Origin of the sequence: Modestobacter versicolor (genome assembly GCF_014195485.1) — a bacterium.
GTDB classification, from domain to species: domain Bacteria; phylum Actinomycetota; class Actinomycetes; order Mycobacteriales; family Geodermatophilaceae; genus Modestobacter; species Modestobacter versicolor.
Genome location: NZ_JACIBU010000001.1, coordinates 1454883 through 1477333, shown reverse-complemented (window position 1 = coordinate 1477333; position 22451 = coordinate 1454883). Strand labels below are relative to the sequence as shown.

Genomic DNA, 22451 nt, shown 5'->3' with positions numbered 1-22451 from the left:
GTGGCGGCCACCAGCCCCACGTGGCCGGGCCTGCTCAACCGGCTGCTCCGCGGTGAGGACCTCGCCGCCGAGGACACCCGCTGGGCGATGCGCCAGGTGATGACCGGCGAGGCCAGCCCGACCCAGGTGGCCGGGTTCCTGGTCGCGCTGCGGGCCAAGGGCGAGTCGCCGGCCGAGGTGGCCGGCCTGGCCGAGACGATGGTCGAGCTGGCCACGCCGGTGACGCTGCCGGTCGATTGCGTGGACATCGTCGGCACCGGCGGCGACGGCGCGCAGACGGTCAACATCTCGACGATGGCCGCGATCGTCACCGCGGCAGCGGGGGCGCCGGTGGCCAAGCACGGCAACCGCGCCGCGTCCTCGAAGTCCGGCACCGCCGACGTGCTGGAGGCGCTCGGCGTGGTCATCGACCTGCCGGCGCCCGCGGTGGCCCGGTGCGTCCGGGACGCCGGGATCGGCTTCTTCTTCGCCCCGGTCTTCCACCCGGGGTTCCGCTACGCCGCCGTGCCGCGCCGCGAGCTGGGCATCGGCACGGTCTTCAACTTCCTGGGCCCGCTCACCAACCCGGCCCGGCCGGTGGCGGCCGCGATCGGCTGCGCCGACACCCGGATGGCGCCGGTGCTCGCCGAGGTGCTCGCGGCACGCGGCACCCGCGCGCTGGTCTTCCGCGGCGACGACGGCCTCGACGAGCTGACGACCACCACGACGTCGGCGGTCTGGGTCGTCCGCGACGGCGAGGTGGTCGCCGAGCGCCTGGACCCGACGGCGCTGGGGCTGCCCGTCGCGGAGCCAGGGGCGCTCCGCGGTGGGGGACCGGAGGTCAACGCCGAGGTGGTGCGCCGGCTGGTGGCCGGCGACCGCGGTCCGGTGCGGGACGCGGTGCTGCTCAACGCGGCTGCGGCGCTGGCGGCGTTCGACGAGCGCGGCGCCCGGTTGCACGATGCGCTCGGTGCCGGGCTGGAGCGGGCCGCGGCCGCCGTCGACGACGGCCGGGCCGCCGCCAAGCTCGACGAGTGGGTGCGGGTCAGCCGCGCCGCCAAGGCGGAACTCGGCGCCTGACGGCCATCGCCCCGTCCAGGGCCCTGCGCTGGGCTCGCGCAGCGTGGGGGAGCGGGGAACTCCTACTGCTCGAAGCCGATCGAGAAGGCGGCCTCGAGGTCGTGCCGGGAGTAGGCCTGGAAGGCGATGTGGGTCGCGGTGTCGAGCACCCCGGGGACCTTGTTGATCCGGCCGGCGATCACCTGGGCGATCTCCTCGAACTCGTGCACCCGGACCAGCGCCACCAGGTCGACGTCCCCGGCGACCGAGTAGACCTCGCTGACCCCGGGCAGGGCGGCGACGGCCTCGGCCACCTCACCGATCGAGTCGGTGGCGGCATCGATCATCACGATGGCGGTGATCACGCCGGGGATGCTAGCCCGGTGGCCACCCGGCCGCGCCGCCCCGCCACCCGGGCCGCGCCGCGGCGGCCCGGCCGCGGCTCGGGCTGGCCGGGCACCACCCGGTCGGGCTGCGCGCGGGTGCTCAGCGACCGGGAGTCGCCGAACGGGTCGCGGTCGGCCCGGCCGGCGTCGACCCGGGCCAGGAACTCGCTGTAGCGCCCGGTGCCCGGGGTGCGGCTGGCCAGCGTGCCGGTGACGTCGACCAGCCGGGTGCCGGGCTTCTCCATCCAGCGCAGCACCAGCTCGGTCTCGTCGACCGACGCGGCGAGCTCGTCCGGCGGGCCGTCGGGGGTCTCGGCGGTGGCCCGCAGGTCGGCCAGGTACGCCCGCACCGAGCGGCCGCGCTCGGCCACCCCGGCGGCCACCAGCCGGCCGCGGCGGACCACCGACAGCTGCCACCCGCCCGCGCCGTCGGGCCGGGCGAGCACCAGCTCGGGCACGCGGGCCAGCGACTCGAGCCGCTGCCGGCGCCGCACCGCGCGGACCAGCACCGCGACCCGGTCGCGCAGCACCGCGGCGTCCTCGTACCGGCCCTCCGCGCCCAGCCGTTCCACGCGGGCGAGCAGTGGGGACACCAGGTCCCGGGGGTCGGCGGCGACGGCGGCGGCGAAGACCGCGGCGACCGACGCGTACTCCTCGCGGCTCTGCGCGCCGGTGCACGGCGCACCGCACCGGCCCATCCCGGCCAGGGCGCACGCGGTGCCGAGCACGGTGAGCGAGAGCCGCGAGGTGCACTGCCGCAGCGGCAGCGCCTCGTGCACGGCGGCGACCGCGGCGTCGGCGGCCCGCCGGTCGGGGAACGGCCCGAGGAAGACCCCGGCGCCGGGGCGGACCCGGCGGACCACCGACAGCCGCGGGAAGACCTCCTCGGTGAGCCGGACCCACAGCGCGCGCTCGGGGAAGCGGGACCGGCGGTTGTACCGCGGCTTGTGCTCGGCGATCAGCCGCAGCTCGCGGACGGCGGCCTCCAGGTCGTGCGCGCAGGGCAGCGCCTCGATCCGCTCGGCCAGGGCGACCATCTCGGTCATCCGGCTGCGCTGCTCGCCGGCGGTGAAGTAGCTGCGGACCCGGCTGCGCAGGTCGGTGGAGGTGCCGACGTACAACGGCTCGTCGCGCGGGCCGCGGAACACGTAGACCCCGGGGCCGGTGGGCACGTGCTCGGCCAGGTGCCGCTTGCGCCGGCGCTGCGGGTCGACCTGGCGGGTGAGGCCGGTCAGCTCCTCCAGCGAGGTGACGCCCAGCGGGCCGAGGCGCTCGAAGAGGCCGTGCAGCACGTCGACGGTGGCCCGGGCGTCGGCCAGCGCGCGGTGGCACGGCTGGGTGGTGGTGGAGAAGAACGGGGCCAGCGTGCCCAGCTTGCAGTTGGGCACCTCGTCGCGGGTGAGCAGCCGCCGGGCCAGGACGGCGGTGTCCACGGAGGCGAAGGCCGGCCACAGGACCCCGCTCGCCTCGCAGGCGGCCTTCAGGAAGCCCAGGTCGAACGGGGCGTTGTGCGCGACGAGCACGGTGCCGCGGGCGAACTCCAGGAAGGCCGGCAGCACCGCGTCGATCCGGGGCGCCGTGGCGACCATCATCGAGGTGATCCCGGTCAGCACGCTGATGTAGGGCGGGATCTCGGTGCCCGGGTCGACCAGCGTCTGGAACTCGCCGACCACCTGGCCGCCGCGCACCTTCACCGCACCGATCTCGGTGATCGCGCTGTCCTTGGGCGAGCCACCGGTGGTCTCCAGGTCGACCACGACGAACGTGACGTCGGCCAGCGGGGTGCCCAGGTCGTCGATGGTCGCCTGGTGGAACCGCGGTCGCTCCACCTCGGCCGGTCGCGGCAGCGCCACGTGCCGCCAGTCCGCGGGTGAACCGGCTGCGGGAGCGGCCGGCGGGAACGGCGGGAGCGAGGGGTGGGACGGCACGCAGCGGACGCTAGGTCGGGGGTCCGACAGTCCCGGGGAGGCCACGCCGGGTGCCGGCGGTGCCCGGTCACCACGCCGCACCGGCCGGCCGGGGGACCGGCGGTGTCCCCGCCGGGCGGTCGAGCGGAACTGTCGGTGGCTGCTCCTAGCGTCCTCGGTGTCGGACGAACGAGAGAAGGAGAGCCGCCGTGCTCATCGACTGCGACACCTGCACCGTCCGCGGTCAGGGCTGCGACGACTGCGTCGTGACCGTGCTGCTGGGCGCCCCGCCGGGCTGGCGCGGGAGCGACCCGACCGTCGTGCCGCTCACCCGTCGCCCGGCCGTGGGGCGCGCTCCTGAGCGCCGCGCCGGGGACCCGGCCACCGGCCATGACCACCACGCTGCGCAGGCAGCCGGTGGCGCGCCCGGCCGTGCCGCCGGTGCCCGTGACGTCCGTCGCGTTGACACCAGCGCCGCGGACGCCTGGTCGGTCGTCGAGCTCGACGAGGTCGAGCGTCGCGCGGTGCAGGCTTTGGCAGACTTCGGCCTGGTCCCGCCGTTGCGTCATCAGGATGCGTCCACGCCGGGAGATCGCCACGTGAGCTGACAAATTCCACAGGTGTGATTTGTCAGGTCTGACCCGTACTCGGGGGTTTGACAGGGCTTCATCTCGATCCGGTCACGGACTTAAGTTCGTCGTGTCCGAACGAGAGGTCGTCACCACTGAGGGTGACCTCGATCGGACACCGCCGAACCGCCAGGCCTCCTCCGGCCGGGTGGACCGGGGACCCACCGCAGCACTGGGGTGAGTTCTCGCGCGCTCCGGGAGACCGGGGCGCACGCGCCGACGACGGCGCGCAGAGATAGGGCGCTTGCTTCCACGCCCGAACCCGTCAGCTAACCCGGTAGGCGGTTCGACTGGAAGAAACGGAGCCCCGCCGAACCGTGGCGAGTCCTCAGCCCTGCCCCCGGCGTGCCCTGCGCGCGTCCGAGTCCGACGCCCGTCCGGCCGGCCCCCGCCGGGCCCTCGGTCGACTCGGCACCGGCCTGCTCCTCGGCACGGCCGCCAGCCTGGCCTTCACCGTCCTCCCCGGCAGCGCCTCCGCCGCGCCGGGTGACGCGACACAGGCGGGCACGGCCGACGAGGCGACGCGACTGGTGGCCACCGCCACCCACGACCTCGAGGTCGTCACCGAGCAGCTCAACGACGCCCGCGAGACGCTGGCCCAGCAGCAGGCCGCCGCCGACGCGGCCGGCCAGGCGGTGGCCGGCGCGCAGGCCCAGCTCGCCGCGCTGGACGCCCAGATGCGGCAGATCGCCCGCAGCGCCTTCACCGGGGAGAACCTCTCCCGGTTCAACGCCCTGATGTCCAGCGGCTCGGCCGACGAGTTCCTCGCCCAGGTCACCACGCTCGACGCGATCGCCGGGCACACCAACGACGTGCTGGCCGAGGTCACCGCCGCCGCCCAGGCCGCCGAGCAGGCCAAGGCCGACGCCGACGCCGCGGCCGCTGCCGCGCAGCAGACGCTGGCCGACGTCACCGCCCGGCAGGACGCCCTGACCGCCGACATCGCCGACTACCAGCAGCAGTTCCAGGCCCTCAGCGTCGTCCAGCAGGAGGAGGTCGTCGAGGAGCACGCCGGCCCGGTGCTGGAGGCCCCGGCGGTGGCGGTCAGCGCCTCGAGCGATGCCGCGCAGGTGGTCATCGACACCGCGATGGCCCAGCGCGGTGACCCCTACGTGTGGGGTGCCGGCGGACCGGACGCGTTCGACTGCTCCGGGCTGACCCAGTACGCCTACGCCGCCGCCGGCATCTCGCTGCCGCACTCCAGCCTGGCGCAGTCCCGGATGGGCACAGCGGTCGCCCGAGCCGACCTGCAGCCCGGCGACCTGGTCTTCTTCTACAGCCCGGTCAGCCACGTGGGCATCTACATCGGCAACGGCCAGATGGTGCACGCCTCCACGTTCGGCAGCCCGGTGCTGGTCACCAGCGTCGACATGTCCGGCTACGTCAGCGCCCGCCGGCTGGTCGGCTGACCCGCGTCCCGCCACCCCAGCGGTGGTGCGGCGGGGCACAGGGAGGCTCCCTAAGCTCCCCAGCGTGCGCACCCCGACCCAGCTGAGCCGGCACGGGTGAGCACGGCGCACCCGTCGGCGCCCGCCCGGCCCACCGCTCGCCGCCCCGCCCTGCTGGTGGCCGTGCTGCTCGGGCTGGCGCTGGCCGTCGTCATCGCCGTCGTCACCCCGTGGGACCTGCTGCCCACCCCGCCCGGCGGCCGCACCCCGGTCGACCCGGCGCAGGCCTTCACCCCGGAGCAGATCGCCCGGGCCGAGGACTTCGTCTCCCAGCTGCGCCCGGCGTCGCTGACCTCGCTGGTGCTCGGGCTGGTGGTCTCCGCGGTCTTCGGGCTCACCCGCGCCGGGGCCGCCACCGCGCGTGCGGTCGCCCGGCCGCTGGGCGGTGGGTGGGGCTGGCAGGTGCTGCTGGGCGGGATCGCCGTCCTGGTCGTCGGCCGGCTGGTCACCCTGCCGCTGGCCGCCTACGCCGAGGTGGTGCGGCACCGGTTCGGGCTGTCCACCCGCGGCTGGGGACTGTGGGCCCGCGACGTCGCCACCTCCACCGGCATCAACGCCGGGCTCACCGCGCTGGGCATGCTCGGGCTGGTGGCGCTGGCCCGGCGTGCCCCGCGCACCTGGTGGGCCTGGGCGGGCGGCGCGGCCGCCGCGCTGGTGGTCATCGGGTCGTTCCTCTACCCGCTGGTGATCGAGCCGGCCTTCAACCGCTTCGAGTCGATGCCCGCCGGCGAGCTGCGCACCGAGCTGTTCGCGCTGGCCGAGCGCAGCGGCACCCCCGTGCAGGACGTCCTGGTGGCCGACGCCTCGCGGCGCACGACGGCCCTGAACGCCTACGTCTCCGGGTTCGGCTCGACCCGGCGGATCGTCGTCTACGACACGGTCCTCGACCAGCTCTCCGACGCCGAGGTCGAGTCGATCGTCGCCCACGAGCTCGGGCACGTCTCCGCCGACGACGTCCTCACCGGCACGCTGATCGGTGCCCTGGGCGCCGGTGCGGGCACCGCGCTGCTGGGTTGGCTGCTGGGCTCGACCCCGCTGCTGCGGCGGAGCGGTGCCAGCGGCCCCGGCGACGGGCAGGTGATCGGGTTGCTGCTCTTCCTGCTCGCGCTGGGCACCCTGCTGTCCACCCCGGTGCAGAACCTGGTCTCCCGGCACATCGAGGCGCGCGCCGACCTGCACGCCCTGGAGCTCACCCGCGACCCGGGGTCGTTCGTCGCCGTGCAGGAGCAGCTGGGGACCGCGAACCTCTCCGACCCCGACCCGCCGGCCCTCTGGCAGTGGGTGTTCGGCTCGCACCCCACGGTGCCGCAGCGGGTGGCCTTCGCCGCGGACTGGGTCCGGGTCGACGGCGGATGAGCCGCACGCTCGTCGTCACCAACGACTTCCCGCCCCGGCAGGGCGGCATCCAGACCTTCGTGGCCGCGCTGCTCGCCACCCGCCCGCCGGGGTCGCTGGTCGTGCTCGCCTCCGACCACCCCGGCAGCGCCGAGCACGACGCCGCGCTGCCCTATGAGGTCGTGCGGGCGCCCACCGGCATGCTGCTGCCCACGCCGGGCGCCGCCCGCACCGCTGCCCGGCTGGCCCGCGAGCACGAGTGCCGCACGGTGTTCTTCGGGGCCGCCGCACCGCTGGGGCTGCTCGCCCCGGGCCTGCGCCGGGCCGGGGTGGAGCGGCTGGTCGGGGCCACGCACGGGCACGAGACCGGCTGGGTGGCGCTGCCCGCCGCGCGCCAGCTGCTGCAGCGGATCGCCGGCGGGCTGGACGTGCTGACCTACATCAGCCGGTACACCCACGGCCGGCTGGCGCCGGCGCTCGGCGGCCGCACGGAGCTCGTCCAGCTCTCGCCGGGCGTGGACGTCGACCGGTTCACCCCGGACGCCGACGGCACCGCGGTCCGGGAGCGGTACGGGCTGGACGACGCCCCGGTCGTCGTCTGCGTCTCCCGGCTGGTGCCGCGCAAGGGGCAGGACACGCTGGTGCGTGGCTGGTCGCAGGTGCTGGCCCGCCACCCGCGCGCCCGGCTGCTGCTGGTCGGCGGGGGACCGCTGGAGGGCTCGCTGCGCCGGACGGTGGAGTCGCAGGGGCTCGGCCACTCCGTCGTCCTGACCGGTGGCGTGCCGTCCGAGGACCTGCCCGCGCACTACGCCGCCGGCGACGTCTTCGCGATGCCCTGCCGCACCCGCCGCGGCGGGCTGGACGTCGAGGGCCTGGGGATGGTGTTCCTGGAGGCGGCCGCGTGCGGGCTGCCGGTGGTCGCCGGCACCTCGGGCGGCGCGCCCGAGACGGTCCAGGAGGGCGTCACCGGGCACGTGGTCGACCCGCGGTCACCGGCCGCCGTCGCCGCGGTGCTGGCCGACCTCCTCGACGACCCGGCCCGGGCCCGCGCGATGGGGGCCGCGGGCCGGGCCTGGGTCGAGCAGCGCTGGTCCTGGACGACGATCGCCGGGACCTTCGCCCAGGTGTTGAGCCCCTAACGGCCCTGCTGCAGGGTCCCGCCGCGAGCCTGCGAGGGGCGGGGGGCAGCAGGGTCCTTCTGGTACAGGGCCTCCACCTCGTCGCCGAACTCCTTCATGACCACGGCCCGCTTGAGCTTCAGGCTCGGCGTGAGCGTGCCGTTGTCCTCGGTGAAGTCGTCGGCCAGCACCCGGAACTTTTTGATCGCCTCGGCGTGCGAGACCGCCTTGTTGGCCTCGGCCACGGCGGCGTCGAGCTCGGCGAGCAGCTCGGCGTCCTCGCGCAGCTCCGCCGCGGTCGTCGACTCCGGCTTGCCCCTGCTCTTCAGCCAGGCCGGCAGGGCCTCGGCGTCCAGGGTGATCAGCGCGGCGATGTAGGGCCGCTGGTCGCCGACGACGATGCACTGGCTGATCAGCTTGTGCGCCCGCAGCCGGTCCTCGAGCACCGCGGGGGCGACGTTCTTGCCCCCGGCGGTCACCAGGATCTCCTTCTTGCGGCCGGTGATCTTCAGGAAGCCCTGGGTGTCGAGCTCGCCGATGTCGCCGGTGTGGAACCAGCCGTCGGCGTCGATGGCCTCCCGGGTGGCCTGCTCGTTCCTCCAGTAGCCGCGCATCACGATCCCGCCGCGCAGCAGCACCTCGCCGTCGTCGGCGATGGCCGCGTCGACGCCGGGCAGCGGACGGCCGACCGTGCCGATCCGGAGCGCGGCGTCGTGGTTGACGGCGGCGGCCGCGGTGGTCTCGGTGAGGCCGTAGCCCTCGAAGACGGTGACGCCCATGCCGCGGAAGAAGTGGCCGAGCCGCTCGCCGAGCGGCGCACCGCCGGAGATCGCGGCGCGGCAGCGGCCACCGAGGGCGGCGCGCAGCTTGCTGTAGACGAGCTTGTCGAACAGCGCGTGCTGGGCCCGCAGCAGCAGCCCGGGGCCACCGGTGTCCTGGGCCTTCGACCAGTCGACGGCGACCTGGGCGGCGCGGTCGAAGATCCTGCCCTTCCCGCCCTCGTCGGCGGTGGCCTTGGCGCTGTTGTAGACCTTCTCGAACACCCGCGGCACGGCCAGCACGAACGACGGCTGGAAGCGGCCGAGGTCGCCGACCAGGTCCTTGACGTCGGGGGTGTGCCCGATGACGGTGCGGGTGTTGATCGCCCCGACCTGCAGCACCCGGGCCAGCACGTGCGCCAGCGGGATGAACAGCAGCAGCGAGCCCTTCTCGTCGAGGTAGTCGCCGAGCAGGCTCATGCCGTTGCGGATCTCGAACAGGAAGTTGGCGTGGGTGAGCTCGCAGCCCTTGGGCCGCCCCGTCGTCCCGCTGGTGTAGATCAGCGTCGCGAGGCTGGCGGAGGTCAGCGTGGCCCGGCGGGCGGCCAGCTCGCTGTCGGGCACGTCGGCGCCGGCGGCGGTGAGGGTGTCCAGCCCGCCGTCGTCGATCACCCAGACCGGCCCGAGCTCGGGCGCCCCGTCGCGCACGGAGTCGACCGCTGCGGCGTGCTCGGCGTTCTCCACGACCAGCGCCCGGGCGCCGGAGTCGGAGAGGATCCAGGCGATCTGGTCGGCGCTGGAGGTCTCGTAGATCGGGACGACGACGGCGCCGGCGGTCCAGATCGCGAAGTCCAGGACGGTCCACTCGTAGCGGGTCTTGGCCAGCAGCCCGACCCGGTCGCCGGGCTGGACGCCACCGGCCACCAGGCCCTTGGCGACGCCGGCCACCTGGGTGGCGAACGCCGAGTAGGTGACGTCCTCCCAGGTGCCGCCGCGCTGGATCCGCAGCCCGACGTCGTGCGGGTGCTCCGCCGCGTTGCGGGCGACCATGTCCGTCAGGGCGTCGTCGGGCCCCACGGTGGCGGTGGGGGGAACGCTCAGCTCGCGCACGCCGGTCCTCTCTGCCCCGCCCGGTCGAAGGCGCCGTCGCCCCCGGGCCCCGGACGTGGGGTCGGTTCGATCAATCTATCCCGCACCGCGTACCGGGCAGTAGCCGAACGCCCACCCGGCCGGGGCAGCCGGTCGTGGAGACCGGCCAGGTGGGAGGGGCCGAGCGACTACCCTGCGGCCCATGGCGGACCAGTCCACCCAGTCGATCGTCGTCGATGCCCCCGCGGCCCAGGTCATGGCCGTCATCGCCGACTTCCCCGCCTACCCCACGTGGGTGTCGGCCGCCAAGCAGGTGGAGGTGCTGGAGACCGGCCCGGACGGGCGGGCCAGCCGGGTGCACTTCGTCCTGGACGCCGGTGCGGTCAAGGACGACTACGTCCTGGCCTACACCTGGGACGGCGACCGCCGGGTCGACTGGACCCTGGTGCAGGGCCAGATGCAGAAGCGCCAGGACGGCTCCTACGTGCTCGTCGAGTCCGGCGGCTCCACCACGGTCACCTACTCGATCACCATCGACCTGTCGATCCCGATGCTCGGGCTCATCAAGCGCAAGGCGGAGAAGGTCATCCTCGACACCGCGCTCAAGGAGCTCAAGAAGCGCGTCGAGGCCTGAGGTGCAGACCCTCCTCGTCACCGGGCCGGGCGGCGCCGGCAGCTCCACGGTGGCCGCGGCCACCGCGCTCGGGCTGACCGCCGCCGGCTCGCGCTGCGTCCTGCTCACCACCCGGCCGCCGGCCACCCCCGGCCTGCCCGAGGCCGTGCGGGTCGACGTCGTCACCGCCCAGCCCGCGCTCGAGCAGCTGTGGGCCCGGCACGCGGAGGCGCTGTCCGCCGCGGTGCCGGTGCTCACCGTCCCGCCGGCCGCCTCCGTCGTCCCGGTGCCCGGCGTCGCCGAGTTCGCCGTGCTCGCCGCGCTGGCCGGGCACGCCCGGTCCGGTGACGTCGACGTCGTGGTGCTGGACGCCGGCCCGACGCCGACCGCCACCGCCCTGCTGGCCCTGCCGGGTGCGCTGCGCTGGTGGCTGGCCCAGGTGGCGCCCACCCGGCTGCGGGTGCTCGCCACGCTGCGGGCCGCCGCGACACCCGGGCGGCCCGGGGTGGCCGCGGGCCTGCTCGCCGGCGCGGCCGGGGTGGAGCAGCTGCTGGAGGACGCGCCGCTGGCCGACCCGGCCCGCACCGCCGTGCACCTGGTGGCGCGCCCCGAGGCCGACGCCGCCGACCGGCTCGAGGAGTGCGCCACCGCGCTCGGGGTGCTCGGCCAGCGGATCGCCTCGGTGACCGTGTCCCGGGTGCTGCCCGACGGCCCGGGGGAGTGGTGGGCCCGCCGCGCCGCCGTCCAGGCCGACGCGCTGCGCCGGCTGCAGGACGTCGCCGGCCCGGTCCGGGAGGTGGCCGAGGCCGCCGCCGCGCCGTCCTCGGTCGCCGAGCTGGCGGCGCTGGACGCCGCCGTCCCCGACGTCGCCGCGCAGGCACCCGCCGGTGCGGGCTCTCGCCGGGTCGACGGCGGCTGGGTCCTCGACGTCCCGCTGCCCTTCGCCGGCACCGGGCAGGTCGAGCTGACCCGCTGGGAGGACGACCTGGTGCTGACCGCCGCCGGGGTGCGCCGCTCGCTGCCGCTGGACGCCCTGCTGCGCCGCTGCACGGTCTCCGGCGGCGCGCTGACCTCGCCCGGCACCGCGGCGGCGACGCTGGAGGTGCGGTTCACCCCCGACCCCGAGCAGTGGCCGGCCGGTCTCCTCGAGGCGCAGGGGAGCCGGGCGTGACCGCCCCCGGACCCGACTGGGTCGAGCAGGCCCGGCGGTTCGCCGCGGGGCTGGCCACCGAGCACCCCGGGCTGACCGACGCCCTGGGCGGGCTGCTCGGCGCCGCCCGGCCCGCCCCGGCCGAGCAGGCCGGCGAGCAGGCCGGCGAGCAGGCCGCGGAGTGCCGTTCCTGCCCGCTGTGCGCCGGCCTCGCCGCGCTGCGCGGCCGGCGGCCCGACCTGCTGGAGGCGCTGGCCGACGTGCTGGCCGGCGCCGCCGACGCCCTGCGGACCACCGCGGGCACCACGACGCGCACCACCCCGGACGGCAGCGACGCCGGCACCGGCGCCCCCGCACCCGAGCCGAGCACCCCTCCGGAGGAGACCGTGCCCCACCCGGCCCCCGCCCCCGCCGTCCAGCGGATCGACGTCGCGTGACCGCCCCCGTGGACGTCACCCAGCTGCCCGCCATCGGCATCGACATCGGCGGCACCAAGGTCGCCGGCGGGGTCGTCGCCCCCGACGGCAGCATCCTGGACACCGCCCGCCGGGCCACCCCCGGCAAGTCGGTCAGCGCCACCGAGGACGCGATCGCCGCCGTCGTCGACGAGCTGGCCGAGCGGCACGGCGGGGAGCTCGTCGGGGTCGGTGTCGGTGCGGCCGGCTGGTTCGACCGCACCGGCGACACCGTGCTGTTCAGCCCGCACCTGGCCTGGCGCAACCAGCCGCTGCGCAAGGAGCTCGCCGACCGGCTGCAGCGACCGCTGTGGGTGGGCAACGACGCCGACGCCGCCGCCTGGGCGGAGTACCGCTACGGCGCGGCCCGCGGCAGCAGCCTGATGCTGATGATCACCCTGGGCACCGGCATCGGTGGCGGCATCGTCATCGACGGCCGGCTGCAGCGCGGCGCGCACGGGGTGGCCGGCGAGTGGGGGCACATGCGCGTGGTGCCCGACGGCCGGCTCTGCGCCTGCGGCAACCGCGGTTGCTGGGAGCAGTACGCCAGCGGCAACGCGCTCGGGCACACCGCCCGCGAGGTCGCCGACCACTCACCGGCGGCCGCCGCCGACCTGCTCGACCGGGTCGGGGGCGACGCCGCCCGGATCACCGGGGAGGTCGTCGCGACCGCCGCCGCCGACGGCGACCCGCTGGCGATCGAGCTGCTGTGCGAGGTCGGCACCTGGCTGGGTCAGGGCATCGCCGACATGGCCGCGATCCTGGACCCCGACGTCGTCGTGATCGGCGGTGGCGTCAGCGTGCTCGGGGAGACGATCCTCGCGCCGGCGCGCGACCGGCTGGAGCGGGCGCTGCCCGGCCGCGGCTTCCGCCCCGGCCCGCGGGTGGTCGGCGCGGAGCTGAGCGCGCAGGCCGGGCTGGTCGGCGCCGCCGACCTGGTCCGCCAGGCCGTCGCGGAGGGCACCGCCTGATCGCTCACTCCGGGGCGAGCTCGCGGGCCAGCTGCTCGAGGAACAGGCCGATGTCGGTGACGATGCCCATCGCCTGGGCGCTGCCCCGGTCGGCCAGCTTGGTCACCGTGGCCGGGTTGATGTCCACGCAGACCAGCGGGATGGACGCCGGCAGCAGGTTCCCGGTGGCGATCGAGTGCAGCATCGTGGCCACCATGATCGCGAAGCCGACGTCGTGCAGCTCGGCCCGCATCGCCCGCTGACCATCGATCACGTCGGTGATGACGTCGGGCAGCGGCCCGTCGTCGCGCACCGAGCCGACCAGCACGAACGGCTTCTCGGCCTGCACCATCGCGTGCATCACGCCGCCGGTGAGGACGCCGGACCCCACCGCCGCGGCGATCGACCCCGCCGCCCGGATGGTGTTGATCGCCCGGATGTGGTGCTCGTGCCCGTGCGGCACGCCCGAGCCCTTGGCCAGGTCGACGCCGAGCGAGGTGCCGAACAGCGAGGACTCGATGTCGTGGGTGGCCAGCGCGTTGCCGGCGAACAGCACGTCGACGTAGCCGGCCTGCACCAGCCGCACCATCGCCGGTGCCGCCCCGGTGTGCACCACCGCCGGGCCGCCGACCCACAGCACCCGCTGGCCGGCCGCCTTCACCTCGCGCATCCGCTCGGCGATCTGCCGGACGAGCAGCGCCTGCGGCTTCTCGCTGGACACCGACGAGGACATGAACCCGAAGTCGTCCTCCTCGCCGCGCGGAGCCTGCGGCGGCAGCTCGACCCGTACACCGTGCGCGCCGCAGACCACCGCGTCGCCGGCCCGCACGTCGCTGACCGGCACGGTGCGCACGGTGCCCTCGCCGGACACGACCAACCCGCAGTCCATCTCGGGGCGCTCGACCCGCAGCCACTCCCGGTCCAGCCGGACCAGGGTCTCCAGGTTGGTCGTGGAGTAGAAGTCCTCGGGGAAGACGCCGTCGGCCGGGGCGGGCCGGGTGGTCGCCGTCCCCGGGTCGACCGCGTTCGCGCCGTGCACCTGGACGCGCATCAGGATCCGCTCGAGCAGCTCGCCGTCGGCGGCGCTCACCTCGACCAGCGCCCGCGACTCGTCCTCGTGCTGCCGGCCGAGGTCCAGGCTCTCGATCCGGTAGTCGCCGCCGTACTCCAGGACGTCGTCGAGGACCCGGGCGAGGATCCCGGTGTCCATCAGGTGCCCGGTCAGCGTGACGGTGGTCGAGTGCGTGCGCGTGGGGGAGCTCACACCGCGCACCGTATCGGGCTAGACGACCGCGCCGTCGTCGCCGTCGTCGATCGAGCGCTCGCGCATCCGGGACACCAGCACGAACACCGCACCGGCCACCGAGGCGACCCCGAGCACCAGCCCGACGTCGGAGGTGAGGCCCACCGTGCCGGGCCGGAAGACCAGCAGCACCCCGACGACCAGCAGCAGCAGCGCGTAGACCGTGGCGGGGGCGAGCACCGGCAGCGGCGGGGGCGGTGGGGGCTCGTAGTGCTCCTCCGGCGCGTCGAGCACCGAGGGCTCGGCGGGGGGCGGTGGCGGGTCGTCCCGCGGCTCCTCGGAGACCACCGTGCGGCCGTGCTCGGCCTCGAAGGCGGCGACGATCCGGGCGAACTCGGCGTCGGCGTCGGCGTCGGAGCGCTCGCCCCGGGGCGCGGCCGGCGACGGGGGAGCGGGGTGGGCGTCGGCGTGCTGGTCGACGAGCGCGTCGGCCTCCAGCCGCCGGGCCCGGTCGACGTAGAGCCGGTCCGACGGCGGGCTCGGCAGCGACACCGTGCGGGTGTAGGCGTCGGTGTCGGTGGAGGGCTCGAGGTAGGCGGCGATGCCCGCGGCCTCCAGCAGGTCCAGCAGGTGCTCGCCGACCCGCGGGTCGACGTCGCGGACCGGGGACCACAGCGCGGCGTCCAGGCCGTTGTCCCGCCGGCCGCGCCCGCGGCGGGGGAGGGTCACGCCGACTCCGGTGCGGCGGCCGGGACCCGCTCCCGGATCCACGCGACCGAGCGGGCGAACAGCGCCGGGGCGTCGTTGTCCAGGGTGGCCACGTGGAAGCTGTCGTGCAGCAGCACCTCGGTGACGTCGGTGCTGCCCACCTCGGCCAGCAGCAGCCGGGTCGAGGCCGGTTCGACGACGTGGTCGGTGACGCTGCGGAAGACCAGCAGCGGCGCCCGGACGGTGCCCAGGTCGGCGCGGACGGCGGCCCACAGCCGGCGCACCGCCACCGCCGCCCGGGTGGGCAGTCGCGGGTAGGCCAGCTCGGTGGAGCCGGCCTTCTTGATGTCGCTGGCGATCGGCGGCCAGACCGGGGTGATCCGGGCGATCACCGACAGCAGCTTGGCGTCCCGGCGCTCGGTGAGCAGCGAGGGGTTCACCAGCACCAGGGCCGCGACGTCGTCCGGGCGCCGCTGCGCCAGCCGCAGCGCCAGGGTGCCGCCCATCGACAGCCCGGCGACGACGACCGTGGTGCAGCGCGAGGTCAGGTCGTCGAGCGCGGCCGACAGCTCGGCGTACCAGTCGTCCTCGGTGCTGGCGTTCGCGTCCTGCCAGCGGGTGCCGTGCCCGGGCAGCAGCGGGCAGCGGACGGTGAACCCGGCGGCGGCCAGGTGCTCGCCCCAGCCGCGCATGCTCTGCGGCGTGCTGGTGAAGCCGTGGCACAGCAGCACGCCGACCGGGCCACCGGGCAGGTCGAACGGCTCGGCGCCGGGCAGCACCGGTGCGGCCTGCGACATCGGTCCTCCGGGGGGTGCGGGCGTGGGAGCCGTGTGGCGGGATGGACGGCGGCGGCCGTCTCGATTGTCGGGGTGTTGTGCGCTTCCTTAGTCTGACAGTCGCTGAGGGAGGCGCGTTGTTCTACTGGTTCCTCAAGTTCGTGGCCGTCGGGCCGATCGTCAAGCTCGTGTTCCGGCCCCGCGCGGAGGGCACCGGGCACGTGCCGGTGACCGGTGCGGCGATCATCGCCAGCAACCACCTGTCCGCGGCCGACTGGATCTTCATGCCGCTGTCGCTGCGCCGGCGGGTCACCTTCCTGGCCAAGGCCGAGTACTTCACCGGCACCGGGCCCAAGGGCTTCGCCCAGCGGGTGTTCTTCGGCGGCAGCGGGCAGGTGCCGATCGACCGCACCAACGCCTCCGCGGCCGAGGACGCCATCCGTACCGGCATCCGCATCCTGGGCCAGGGCAAGCTGCTGGGCATCTACCCCGAGGGCACCCGCTCCCCGGACGGCCGGCTGTTCCGCGGCAAGACCGGCATCGCCCGGATGACGCTCGAGACCGGTGCGCCGGTCGTGCCGGTCGCGATGCTCTACGAGCCGCGGAAGCTGCCGGTGCCGGGCAAGCTCGGCCGGCGGCTGAGCAAGAACATGGTGCGGGTCGTGGTCCGCTTCGGGGAGCCGCTGGACTTCTCCCGCTACGCCGGCCTGTCCGGTGACCGCTTCGTCGAGCGCTCGATCACCGACGAGGTCATGTACGAGATCATGGAGCTGTCCGGCCAGGAGTACGTCGACGTCTACGGCGCCAAGGTGAAGAAGTCGATGGACACCACCGGGGCCAGCGCCACCGAGGCCGTCAGCCGGCTGCAGCCGCCGCCGCAGGAGGCCGCCGACCGGCTGCCCAGCTCGCTCGCCGGCTGACGCTCACCCCGCGGCACCGCCCGCGCTGCGCAGCTCCAGGCTGATCTGCTCGGCGTCCAGCACGGCCAGCGCCGCGGCCAGCGCGGCCGAGCTGTGCGTGCCGTCGTCCCGGGCGTCCAGCAGCGCCAGCCGCTGCGCGCGGACCACGGCCAGCGGTCGGTCGGGGTCGGTCCGGTCGGGGACGGTCGCCGCCGCGCTCTCCAGCAGGTCCGCGACGGCGGCCCGGTCGTCGGTGCCGTCGGCGGGCCGGGCACCGGCCGCGCCCACCGCACGCACGAGTCGGGGCAGCGTGCCGCCCTGCAGCAGCAGCGAGGAGATGGCCACCAGGAAGGCGGTCAGCACCAGCAGCGGCCGGCTGGGGGTGTCCTCGGGCAGCGTCTGGGCCGCGGCGACGGTGACCGCGCCGCGCATCCCGGCCCAGACGACGACGGCGCCGTCCCGCCAGCCGAGCGGGGCGGCGAGGAAGTAGTCGATGTCGGCGACGAGCCGGCGGACCCGGACCCGCATCCGCTCCAGCTGGCCGGTCGACGGGACCCGCGCCCGGCGGGCCCGGGCGCCCGGCCGGTCGAAGGCGGTGGCCGCGCTCTCCGGGTCGCGCAGCCGGTCCTGGATCACCAGCACCCGGTCGCGCCTGTCGGCGGCCCGGCGGGCGCGACGGCGCAGGCCGGCCACCAGGGGCGCGACGTACGCCGCCCGGACGACGACGCTGATCACCAGCGCCCCGGCGGCCAGCGCCACCGCGGTGCCGGTGCCGCCGTGGTCGGCCCGGACGTCGGCGACCACGGTGGCCAGCTGCAGCCCGGTGACGAGGAAGACCGCGCCCTCGAGCACGAGCTCGACGGTGCGCCAGTTCTGCGCGTCGGACAGCCGGTGCTGCGGCGGGAGGCGGCGCGGGCCGTCGTACCCGGTGACCACCCCGGCCATGACGGCGGCGACGAGGCCCGAGGCGCCCAGCTGCTCGGCGGGGACGGAGGCGAGGAACGGGGCGGTGAAGGACAGGACGGTGTTCACCGTCGCGTCGCGGACCCGGCCGCGGACGGCGAGGTCGACGTGCCCGACCACGAACCCGATGAGGCCGGCGACGAGCACCGCGAACAGGAAGTCGCCGAGCACCCCGCCCAGGGAGACCGAGGCGGCGGCGCCGGCGATGGCGGTGCGCAGCACGACCAGCGCCGTGGCGTCGTTGAGCAGCCCCTCCCCGTCGAGCACCGCGACGACCCGGGGCGAGACGCCGAGCCGGCGCACGATCGAGGTGGCCACCGCGTCGGTCGGGCTGACCACCGCGCCGAGGGCCACGCCCCAGGCGAAGGGCAGGCCGGGCACCAGCAGGGTCGCGAACCAGCCGATGACCAGCGAGCTGGCCACGACCAGGACGACGGACAGGCCGCTGATCGCGCGGAACTCCCGGCGGAAGTCCATCGCCGGCATCGACACCGCGGCGGAGTAGAGCAGCGGGGGCAGCACGCCGGCCAGCACCCACTCCGGCTCGACGTGCACCGGCGGGACGACCGGCAGCACGCTGACCCCGATCCCGGTCAGCACCAGCAGCAGCGGGGCCGCCACCCCCACCCGGGGTGCGATCACCGCGGTCGCGGCGATCACCAGCAACCCGAGCACGATCACGATCAGCGGTTCCACCCGGTCCTCCTCGCCTCCGGCCCGGTCCCGGGCCGGAGCCAGGTGACCACCGGGGGCTGGCACCGCGCTGACGTGCCGCTGACGCGCCGGCGGCGAGGCGCTCGTCGGGCCCGGGGCTACCCGCGACCGGCCGGTGGTCCCGCCGCGCGGGCCCGCAGGCCGCCGAGCACCTCGACCAGCAGCTCCAGCAGCTCCGCGCGGGGGAGCGTCGGCTCGCGCGTCCACTGCAGCACCAGGTCCTCGGTGAAGGCGAACCAGGCGCGCACCAGCTGCCGCTGCCGCGGGCCGTCGGGCAGCGGGACGGCGGCCAGCGCCACCGCGACCAGCTGCTCGCGGGTCTGCTCGTACACCTCGGCGACGCCCGGGTCGCCGGCGTGCGCGCCGCGGACGAAGGCCAGGTAGCTGTCCCGGTAGGTCTCCACCCAGGTGACGAACCGGTCGAGCATCCCCGGCAGCTGCCCGGCCGGCGCGGTGCCGGGCCGCGGGACGACGTGGTCGCGCAGCAGCGCCGCGGCGGCGTCCATCACCGCGGCGTAGTACTCCGCCTTGGTCGCGAAGTAGTGGAACAGCAGGCTGCGGCTGATCCCCGCCCGGCGGGCCACCTCGTCGATCGTGAGGTCCTGCACCGGCGTGGTGGGCAGCAGCTCCAGCCCGATCTCGACCAGCTGCGCCCGCCGGTCGCCGGCGCTGCGGCGCACCACGGTCACCCGGTCGCCGCCAGGTCGCCATCGACGGCGGCGGCCAGCAGCCGGCGCAGCGACGCCGCGACCAGGGCCGGCCGCTCCTGGGGCAGCATGTGGCTGCACCGCGGCTCGACGTGCAGCACGGCGTGCGGCAGCACCTCGGCGAGCTGCCGGCTGTGCCGCACGGGGGTGAGCCTGTCCTCCTCGCCGACCAGCACCTCGACCGGCACCCGGGTCAGCGCCGCGAGCCCGTCGCGCTTCTCGTGCTCGCCCAGCGCGGGGTGGAAGACGGCGAAGGCCCGCACCGACGAGGCGTGCATGATCTCCGCGCCCCGGCGGACCACCTCATCGCTGGCGTCCGCGCCGTACAGCAGCCCGCGGACCAGCCGCTGGTGCGTCCGGGACGACGGCGGGGACAGCCGGCGCAGCCGCTCCACCAGCCCCGCCCGGGCCAGCGCGAAGGACAGCACGCCCGGCTCCAGCCGCTGCTGCAGCCGCTGCGACCGGGTCCGCGGCGTGCGCCGCAGGTCGCCGGCGGAGGTGTCGACCAGTGCCACGCCGCGCACCCGGTCGCCGAACAGCGAGGCGTGCCCGGCGGCCAGGCACATGATCGTCATGCCGCCCATCGAGTGCCCGCCCAGCACGACCGGGCCGGTCGGGGCGCACCGGTCGAGCACCTGGCGCAGGTCCTCGCCCAGCAGGTCGATCGACACCGGCTCGGTCGTGCCCCACGTCGACCGGCCGTGGCCGCGCTGGTCGTAGCGGACCAGCCGCAGCCCGCCGGCGGCGACCTCGGCGGCGAGCTCGGCGGCGACGTCGTCCCACGCGGCCTGGGACAGCGTCCAGCCGTGCGCGAGCACCAGCGTCACCGGCGCCGTGTCGCTGCCCTCGACGGTCGCGTGCAGCAGGGCGCCGTCCCCGGCGTCGACGGCGACGGTCCGGCGCTGCACGAGCGCGCTCACGCGGCCACCCCCGCCCGGGCGCCGGCCGGCGTCCCCACGTAGTTCTCCCGGTCCAGCCGCCGGGTGAGCCGGCGGAACCGGAAGGTGAAGTCGGGCCACAGCGTGGTGTTGTGCCCGTGCCGGTCGAGGTACCAGCTGCCGCAGCCGCCGGCCAGCCACACCGTGCCCTGCGAGCGCTCGGCGATGAGCTGCCGGTAGGCCTCCTGGGCCTGCGGCGTCGTCTCCAGCACCTCCAGGCCCTCCTCGGCCATCGTGCGCAGCGCGTCGAGCACGTAGGCCAGCTGCGACTCGATCATGTACACCATCGACGTGTGGCCGACGCCCACGTTCGGGCCCACCAGCAGGAACAGGTTGGGGAACCCGGCCACCGCGCTGCCGCGGTTGGTGACCATCCCGTCGTCCCAGACCTGGGCGAGCGTGCGGCCGTCGCGGCCGGAGATGCGGTGCGCGATCGGCAGGTCGGTGACGGCGAAGCCGGTGGCCAGCACGATCGTGTCGGTCGGCCGCTCGACGCCGTCCCGGGTGACGATCGAGTGCGGCCGCACCTCGGCGATGCCGGCGGTGACCACCTCGGCGTTGGGCGCGCTGACCGCGGGGTACCAGTCGTTGCTGATCAGGATGCGCTTGCAGCCGATCGTGTAGTCCGGCGTGAGCGCCGCGCGCAGCTGCGGGTCGCGGACCTGCCGCTCCAGGTGGGTCCGGGCCAGCTTCCCGACCGGGCGCAGCGCCCGCCGCTGCTTCGCCATGCCGACCACCAGCACCTCCCGCGCGGCGTACAGCGCACCGCGGACGGCCTTCTGCGCGGCGGGCAGCCGCCGGTAGACGCGCCGGGCGGCGGGCTTCACCGGGCGGTCACCGCGGGGGACGACCCAGGGCGGCGTGCGCTGGTAGACCGCGACGCTGGCGACCTGCGGCTGGACCGCCGGCACGATCTGGACGGCGGAGGCCCCGGTGCCGATGACCGCGACCTGCTCGCCGGCGAGGTCGTGGCCGGCGTCCCAGCGGGCGGAGTGCATGACCGTGCCGGCGAAGGAGCCCAGGCCGGGGATGTCGGGGTACGCCGGGTCGGCCAGCGCCCCGGCGGCGGAGACGAGGACCCGCGCGGTGAGGTCGCCGGCCGTCGTCCGCACCCGCCAGCGCCGGGCCTCGTCGTCCCAGCTGGCTGCGGTCACCTCGGCGCCGAAGACGCAGTGCGGGTAGACGCCGAACCGCTCGGCGGTGTCGCGCAGGTAGGCCTGGATCTCCGGCTGCCGCGAGTAGGTGCGCGGCCAGTCCGGGTTGGGCGCGAAGGAGAACGAGTAGAGGTTGCTCTGCACGTCGCAGGCGGCGCCGGGATAGGTGTTGTCGCGCCAGGTGCCGCCCACGTCGTGCCCGCGCTCGAGCACCAGGAAGTCGGTCTCGCCGCGCTGCCGCAGCCGGATCGCCAGGCCGAGGCCGGCGAAGCCCGAGCCGATGACGGCGACCCCCACCTCGCGGCCGGGGGAGAGCTGCGCGCTGGCGGGGGTCGTGGTCGTGCTGGTCACCGATCGGCTCCTTCGCTGACGGGACGGCTCCGGCTTGCTGAGCACTGCTCAACACGCTACAACGGCTGTTGAGCAGTGCTCAACACGGACGGCCGACCCGGCCCACGACCCTGGAGGACCGCGACGATGCGCTCCCGCCGCAGCTCGACCACCCCGTCCCCGCTCGCCGGCTCGACGGTGCTGATCACCGGCGCCGCCCGGGGGATCGGGGCCGAGCTCGCCCGCCGGGTCGCCGCCCGGGGCGCGCGGGTGTCCCTGGTCGGGCTGGAGCCCGAGCTGCTCGCCTCCGTCGCGGCCGAGCTCGGGCCGGAGCACCTGTGGGTGGAGGCCGACGTCACCGACCCCGCCGCCCTCGACGTCGCCGTGCAGCGCACCGTGGACACCTTCGGCCGGCTGGACGCCGTCGTGGCCAACGCCGGCATCGCCCCGCTCACCACGGTCGCGACGTCCTCGGCGCGGTCGCTGTCGCGCACGATCGAGGTCAACCTGACCGGTGCGATGCTCACCGCCCGGGCCGCGCTGCCCGCGCTCACCGCGAGCCGCGGGCACGTGCTGCTGGTCAGCTCGGCGGCGGCGTTCACCGTGCTGCCGGGGATGAGCGCCTACTGCGCGGCGAAGGCCGGCCTGGAGCGCTTCGGCGACGTGCTGCGGCTGGAGGTCGCGCACCGCGGCATCACCGTCGGCAGCGCGCACCCCACCTGGATCGACACCGACATGGTGCGCGACACCAAGGCCGCGCTGCCGACCTTCGCCGAGACGCTCGGCCGGCTCCCCGGGCCGCTGGGCGCCTACACCTCGGTGGGTGACTGCGCCGAGGCGCTGGTGGGCAACCTCGAGCGCCGCGGCCGGCGGGTCTTCGTGCCGCGCTCGGTGGGCGTGGTCGCGGCCTGGCGCCAGCTGGTGACCGGGGTGCTGGGGGAGAAGCTGGTGCTCGCCCGGTCCCGCACCGCCGTCCCCCGGCTGGAGGGGGAGATCGCCGACCTGCACGGGCAGGAGTTCGGCACCCACTCCGTGGAGGCGCACCGCCCGGCCTGACACCGTTCCCGCCGCGAGGTGTCCGGAGCCGTCCGGTTGGGCACACTGGACCGTGCTCTCCTGCGCCGACGCCTCCCCCCGACCGCC

21 protein-coding genes and 1 riboswitch are annotated in these 22451 nt (G+C 75.8%); of the genes, 11 read left to right on the top strand and 10 right to left on the bottom strand.

The genetic code is table 11. The features are described 5' to 3' along the window. Nucleotides 1-1059: an anthranilate phosphoribosyltransferase gene (gene trpD / locus FHX36_RS07145; RefSeq protein WP_110551190.1), complete on the top strand. Its 1059-nt coding sequence runs from the start codon at nucleotides 1-3 to the stop codon at nucleotides 1057-1059. A 62-nt stretch (nucleotides 1060-1121) separates the two neighbouring features. Here trpD and FHX36_RS07140 read toward each other — a convergent pair whose 3' ends face one another. Both FHX36_RS07140 and FHX36_RS07135 read right to left on the bottom strand, forming a co-directional pair. Further along, nucleotides 1122-1403 carry an Lrp/AsnC family transcriptional regulator gene (locus tag FHX36_RS07140; protein WP_110551191.1) on the bottom strand — a complete coding sequence of 94 codons (282 nt, stop codon included), beginning with the start codon at nucleotides 1401-1403 and terminating at the stop codon, nucleotides 1122-1124. Further along, nucleotides 1400-3352 (bottom strand): DEDD exonuclease domain-containing protein, encoded by a 1953-nt coding sequence (locus FHX36_RS07135; protein WP_183513642.1) that lies wholly within the window; start codon nucleotides 3350-3352, stop codon nucleotides 1400-1402. The genes FHX36_RS07140 and FHX36_RS07135 overlap by 4 nt, the downstream gene beginning before the upstream one ends. A gap of 188 nt (nucleotides 3353-3540) precedes the next feature. Here FHX36_RS07135 and FHX36_RS07130 point away from each other — a divergent pair, with 188 nt between their 5' ends. The 4 genes from FHX36_RS07130 (at nucleotide 3541) to FHX36_RS07115 (ending at nucleotide 7882) form a co-directional block, all read left to right on the top strand. After that, complete coding sequence (locus FHX36_RS07130; protein ID WP_110553854.1) at nucleotides 3541-3939, top strand: hypothetical protein; 399 nt, start codon at nucleotides 3541-3543, stop codon at nucleotides 3937-3939. A 130-nt stretch (nucleotides 3940-4069) separates the two neighbouring features. Next, nucleotides 4070-4258, top strand: a riboswitch (cyclic di-AMP (ydaO/yuaA leader). Nucleotides 4259-4277: 19 nt separating this feature from the next. Then, on the top strand, nucleotides 4278-5369 hold the full coding sequence (locus FHX36_RS07125) for a C40 family peptidase (RefSeq protein WP_110553855.1): 1092 nt from the start codon (nucleotides 4278-4280) through the stop codon (nucleotides 5367-5369). Nucleotides 5370-5465: 96 nt separating this feature from the next. Beyond that, on the top strand, nucleotides 5466-6764 hold the full coding sequence (locus FHX36_RS07120; protein ID WP_110553856.1) for a M48 family metallopeptidase: 1299 nt from the start codon (nucleotides 5466-5468) through the stop codon (nucleotides 6762-6764). Beyond that, a complete protein-coding gene (locus FHX36_RS07115) occupies nucleotides 6761-7882 on the top strand; it encodes a glycosyltransferase family 4 protein (RefSeq protein WP_183513641.1) in 1122 nt (373 codons plus the stop codon). Before FHX36_RS07120 ends, FHX36_RS07115 begins: the two co-directional genes overlap by 4 nt. On the opposite strand, the gene FHX36_RS07110 is transcribed toward FHX36_RS07115, so the two are convergent. Then, a complete protein-coding gene (locus FHX36_RS07110) occupies nucleotides 7879-9729 on the bottom strand; it encodes an AMP-dependent synthetase/ligase (RefSeq protein WP_181428883.1) in 1851 nt (616 codons plus the stop codon). The genes FHX36_RS07115 and FHX36_RS07110 overlap by 4 nt on opposite strands. A 181-nt stretch (nucleotides 9730-9910) precedes the next feature. Between FHX36_RS07110 and FHX36_RS07105 the strand changes: the two genes are divergently transcribed. From FHX36_RS07105 to FHX36_RS07090, 4 genes are read left to right on the top strand one after another with little or no spacing between them, the layout of a single operon-like run. Continuing rightward, entirely contained in the window at nucleotides 9911-10342 is a 432-nt protein-coding gene (locus tag FHX36_RS07105; RefSeq protein ID WP_110553523.1) for an SRPBCC family protein, read from the top strand. Between the two features lies 1 nt (nucleotide 10343). Continuing rightward, nucleotides 10344-11492 (top strand): ArsA family ATPase, encoded by a 1149-nt coding sequence (locus tag FHX36_RS07100; protein WP_110553522.1) that lies wholly within the window; start codon nucleotides 10344-10346, stop codon nucleotides 11490-11492. After that, nucleotides 11489-11908, top strand: a complete 420-nt coding sequence (locus FHX36_RS07095) for a hypothetical protein (RefSeq protein ID WP_110553520.1) — start codon at nucleotides 11489-11491, stop codon at nucleotides 11906-11908. The genes FHX36_RS07100 and FHX36_RS07095 overlap by 4 nt, the downstream gene beginning before the upstream one ends. Then, nucleotides 11905-12897 carry an ROK family protein gene (locus FHX36_RS07090; RefSeq protein ID WP_110553518.1) on the top strand — a complete coding sequence of 331 codons (993 nt, stop codon included), beginning with the start codon at nucleotides 11905-11907 and terminating at the stop codon, nucleotides 12895-12897. The genes FHX36_RS07095 and FHX36_RS07090 overlap by 4 nt, the downstream gene beginning before the upstream one ends. 4 nt (nucleotides 12898-12901) lie before the next feature. Here FHX36_RS07090 and FHX36_RS07085 read toward each other — a convergent pair whose 3' ends face one another. The 3 genes from FHX36_RS07085 to FHX36_RS07075 are packed head-to-tail and all read right to left on the bottom strand — an operon-like array spanning nucleotide 12902 to nucleotide 15624. Further along, nucleotides 12902-14140: an ornithine cyclodeaminase, nickel-pincer nucleotide-dependent gene (locus FHX36_RS07085; protein ID WP_258372953.1), complete on the bottom strand. Its 1239-nt coding sequence runs from the start codon at nucleotides 14138-14140 to the stop codon at nucleotides 12902-12904. Nucleotides 14141-14158: 18 nt separating this feature from the next. Beyond that, nucleotides 14159-14848 carry a hypothetical protein gene (locus FHX36_RS07080; protein WP_183513639.1) on the bottom strand — a complete coding sequence of 230 codons (690 nt, stop codon included), beginning with the start codon at nucleotides 14846-14848 and terminating at the stop codon, nucleotides 14159-14161. Beyond that, the gene (locus FHX36_RS07075; RefSeq protein WP_110554313.1) at nucleotides 14845-15624 is read right to left on the bottom strand and encodes an alpha/beta hydrolase; all 780 of its coding nucleotides are present in this window, start codon (nucleotides 15622-15624) and stop codon (nucleotides 14845-14847) included. The genes FHX36_RS07080 and FHX36_RS07075 overlap by 4 nt, the downstream gene beginning before the upstream one ends. A 116-nt stretch (nucleotides 15625-15740) precedes the next feature. On the opposite strand from FHX36_RS07075, the gene FHX36_RS07070 reads away from it, so the two are divergent. Continuing rightward, a complete protein-coding gene (locus FHX36_RS07070) occupies nucleotides 15741-16523 on the top strand; it encodes a lysophospholipid acyltransferase family protein (protein ID WP_110554312.1) in 783 nt (260 codons plus the stop codon). Nucleotides 16524-16526: 3 nt separating this feature from the next. Here FHX36_RS07070 and FHX36_RS07065 read toward each other — a convergent pair whose 3' ends face one another. The 4 genes from FHX36_RS07065 to FHX36_RS07050 all read right to left on the bottom strand — a co-directional run bounded on the left by FHX36_RS07065 (nucleotide 16527) and on the right by FHX36_RS07050 (nucleotide 21329). Then, the gene (locus FHX36_RS07065) at nucleotides 16527-18161 is read right to left on the bottom strand and encodes a cation:proton antiporter domain-containing protein (RefSeq protein WP_183513638.1); all 1635 of its coding nucleotides are present in this window, start codon (nucleotides 18159-18161) and stop codon (nucleotides 16527-16529) included. 116 nt (nucleotides 18162-18277) lie between these two features. Beyond that, complete coding sequence (locus FHX36_RS07060; protein ID WP_181428855.1) at nucleotides 18278-18859, bottom strand: TetR/AcrR family transcriptional regulator; 582 nt, start codon at nucleotides 18857-18859, stop codon at nucleotides 18278-18280. Nucleotides 18860-18864: 5 nt separating this feature from the next. Next, complete coding sequence (locus tag FHX36_RS07055; protein ID WP_181428854.1) at nucleotides 18865-19806, bottom strand: alpha/beta fold hydrolase; 942 nt, start codon at nucleotides 19804-19806, stop codon at nucleotides 18865-18867. Beyond that, nucleotides 19803-21329, bottom strand: a complete 1527-nt coding sequence (locus tag FHX36_RS07050) for a flavin-containing monooxygenase (protein WP_110553253.1) — start codon at nucleotides 21327-21329, stop codon at nucleotides 19803-19805. Before FHX36_RS07050 ends, FHX36_RS07055 begins: the two co-directional genes overlap by 4 nt. Before the next feature lie 126 nt (nucleotides 21330-21455). Between FHX36_RS07050 and FHX36_RS07045 the strand changes: the two genes are divergently transcribed. Beyond that, nucleotides 21456-22364 (top strand): SDR family oxidoreductase, encoded by a 909-nt coding sequence (locus FHX36_RS07045; RefSeq protein ID WP_110553252.1) that lies wholly within the window; start codon nucleotides 21456-21458, stop codon nucleotides 22362-22364. The last annotated feature ends 87 nt before the right edge of the window (nucleotides 22365-22451 follow it).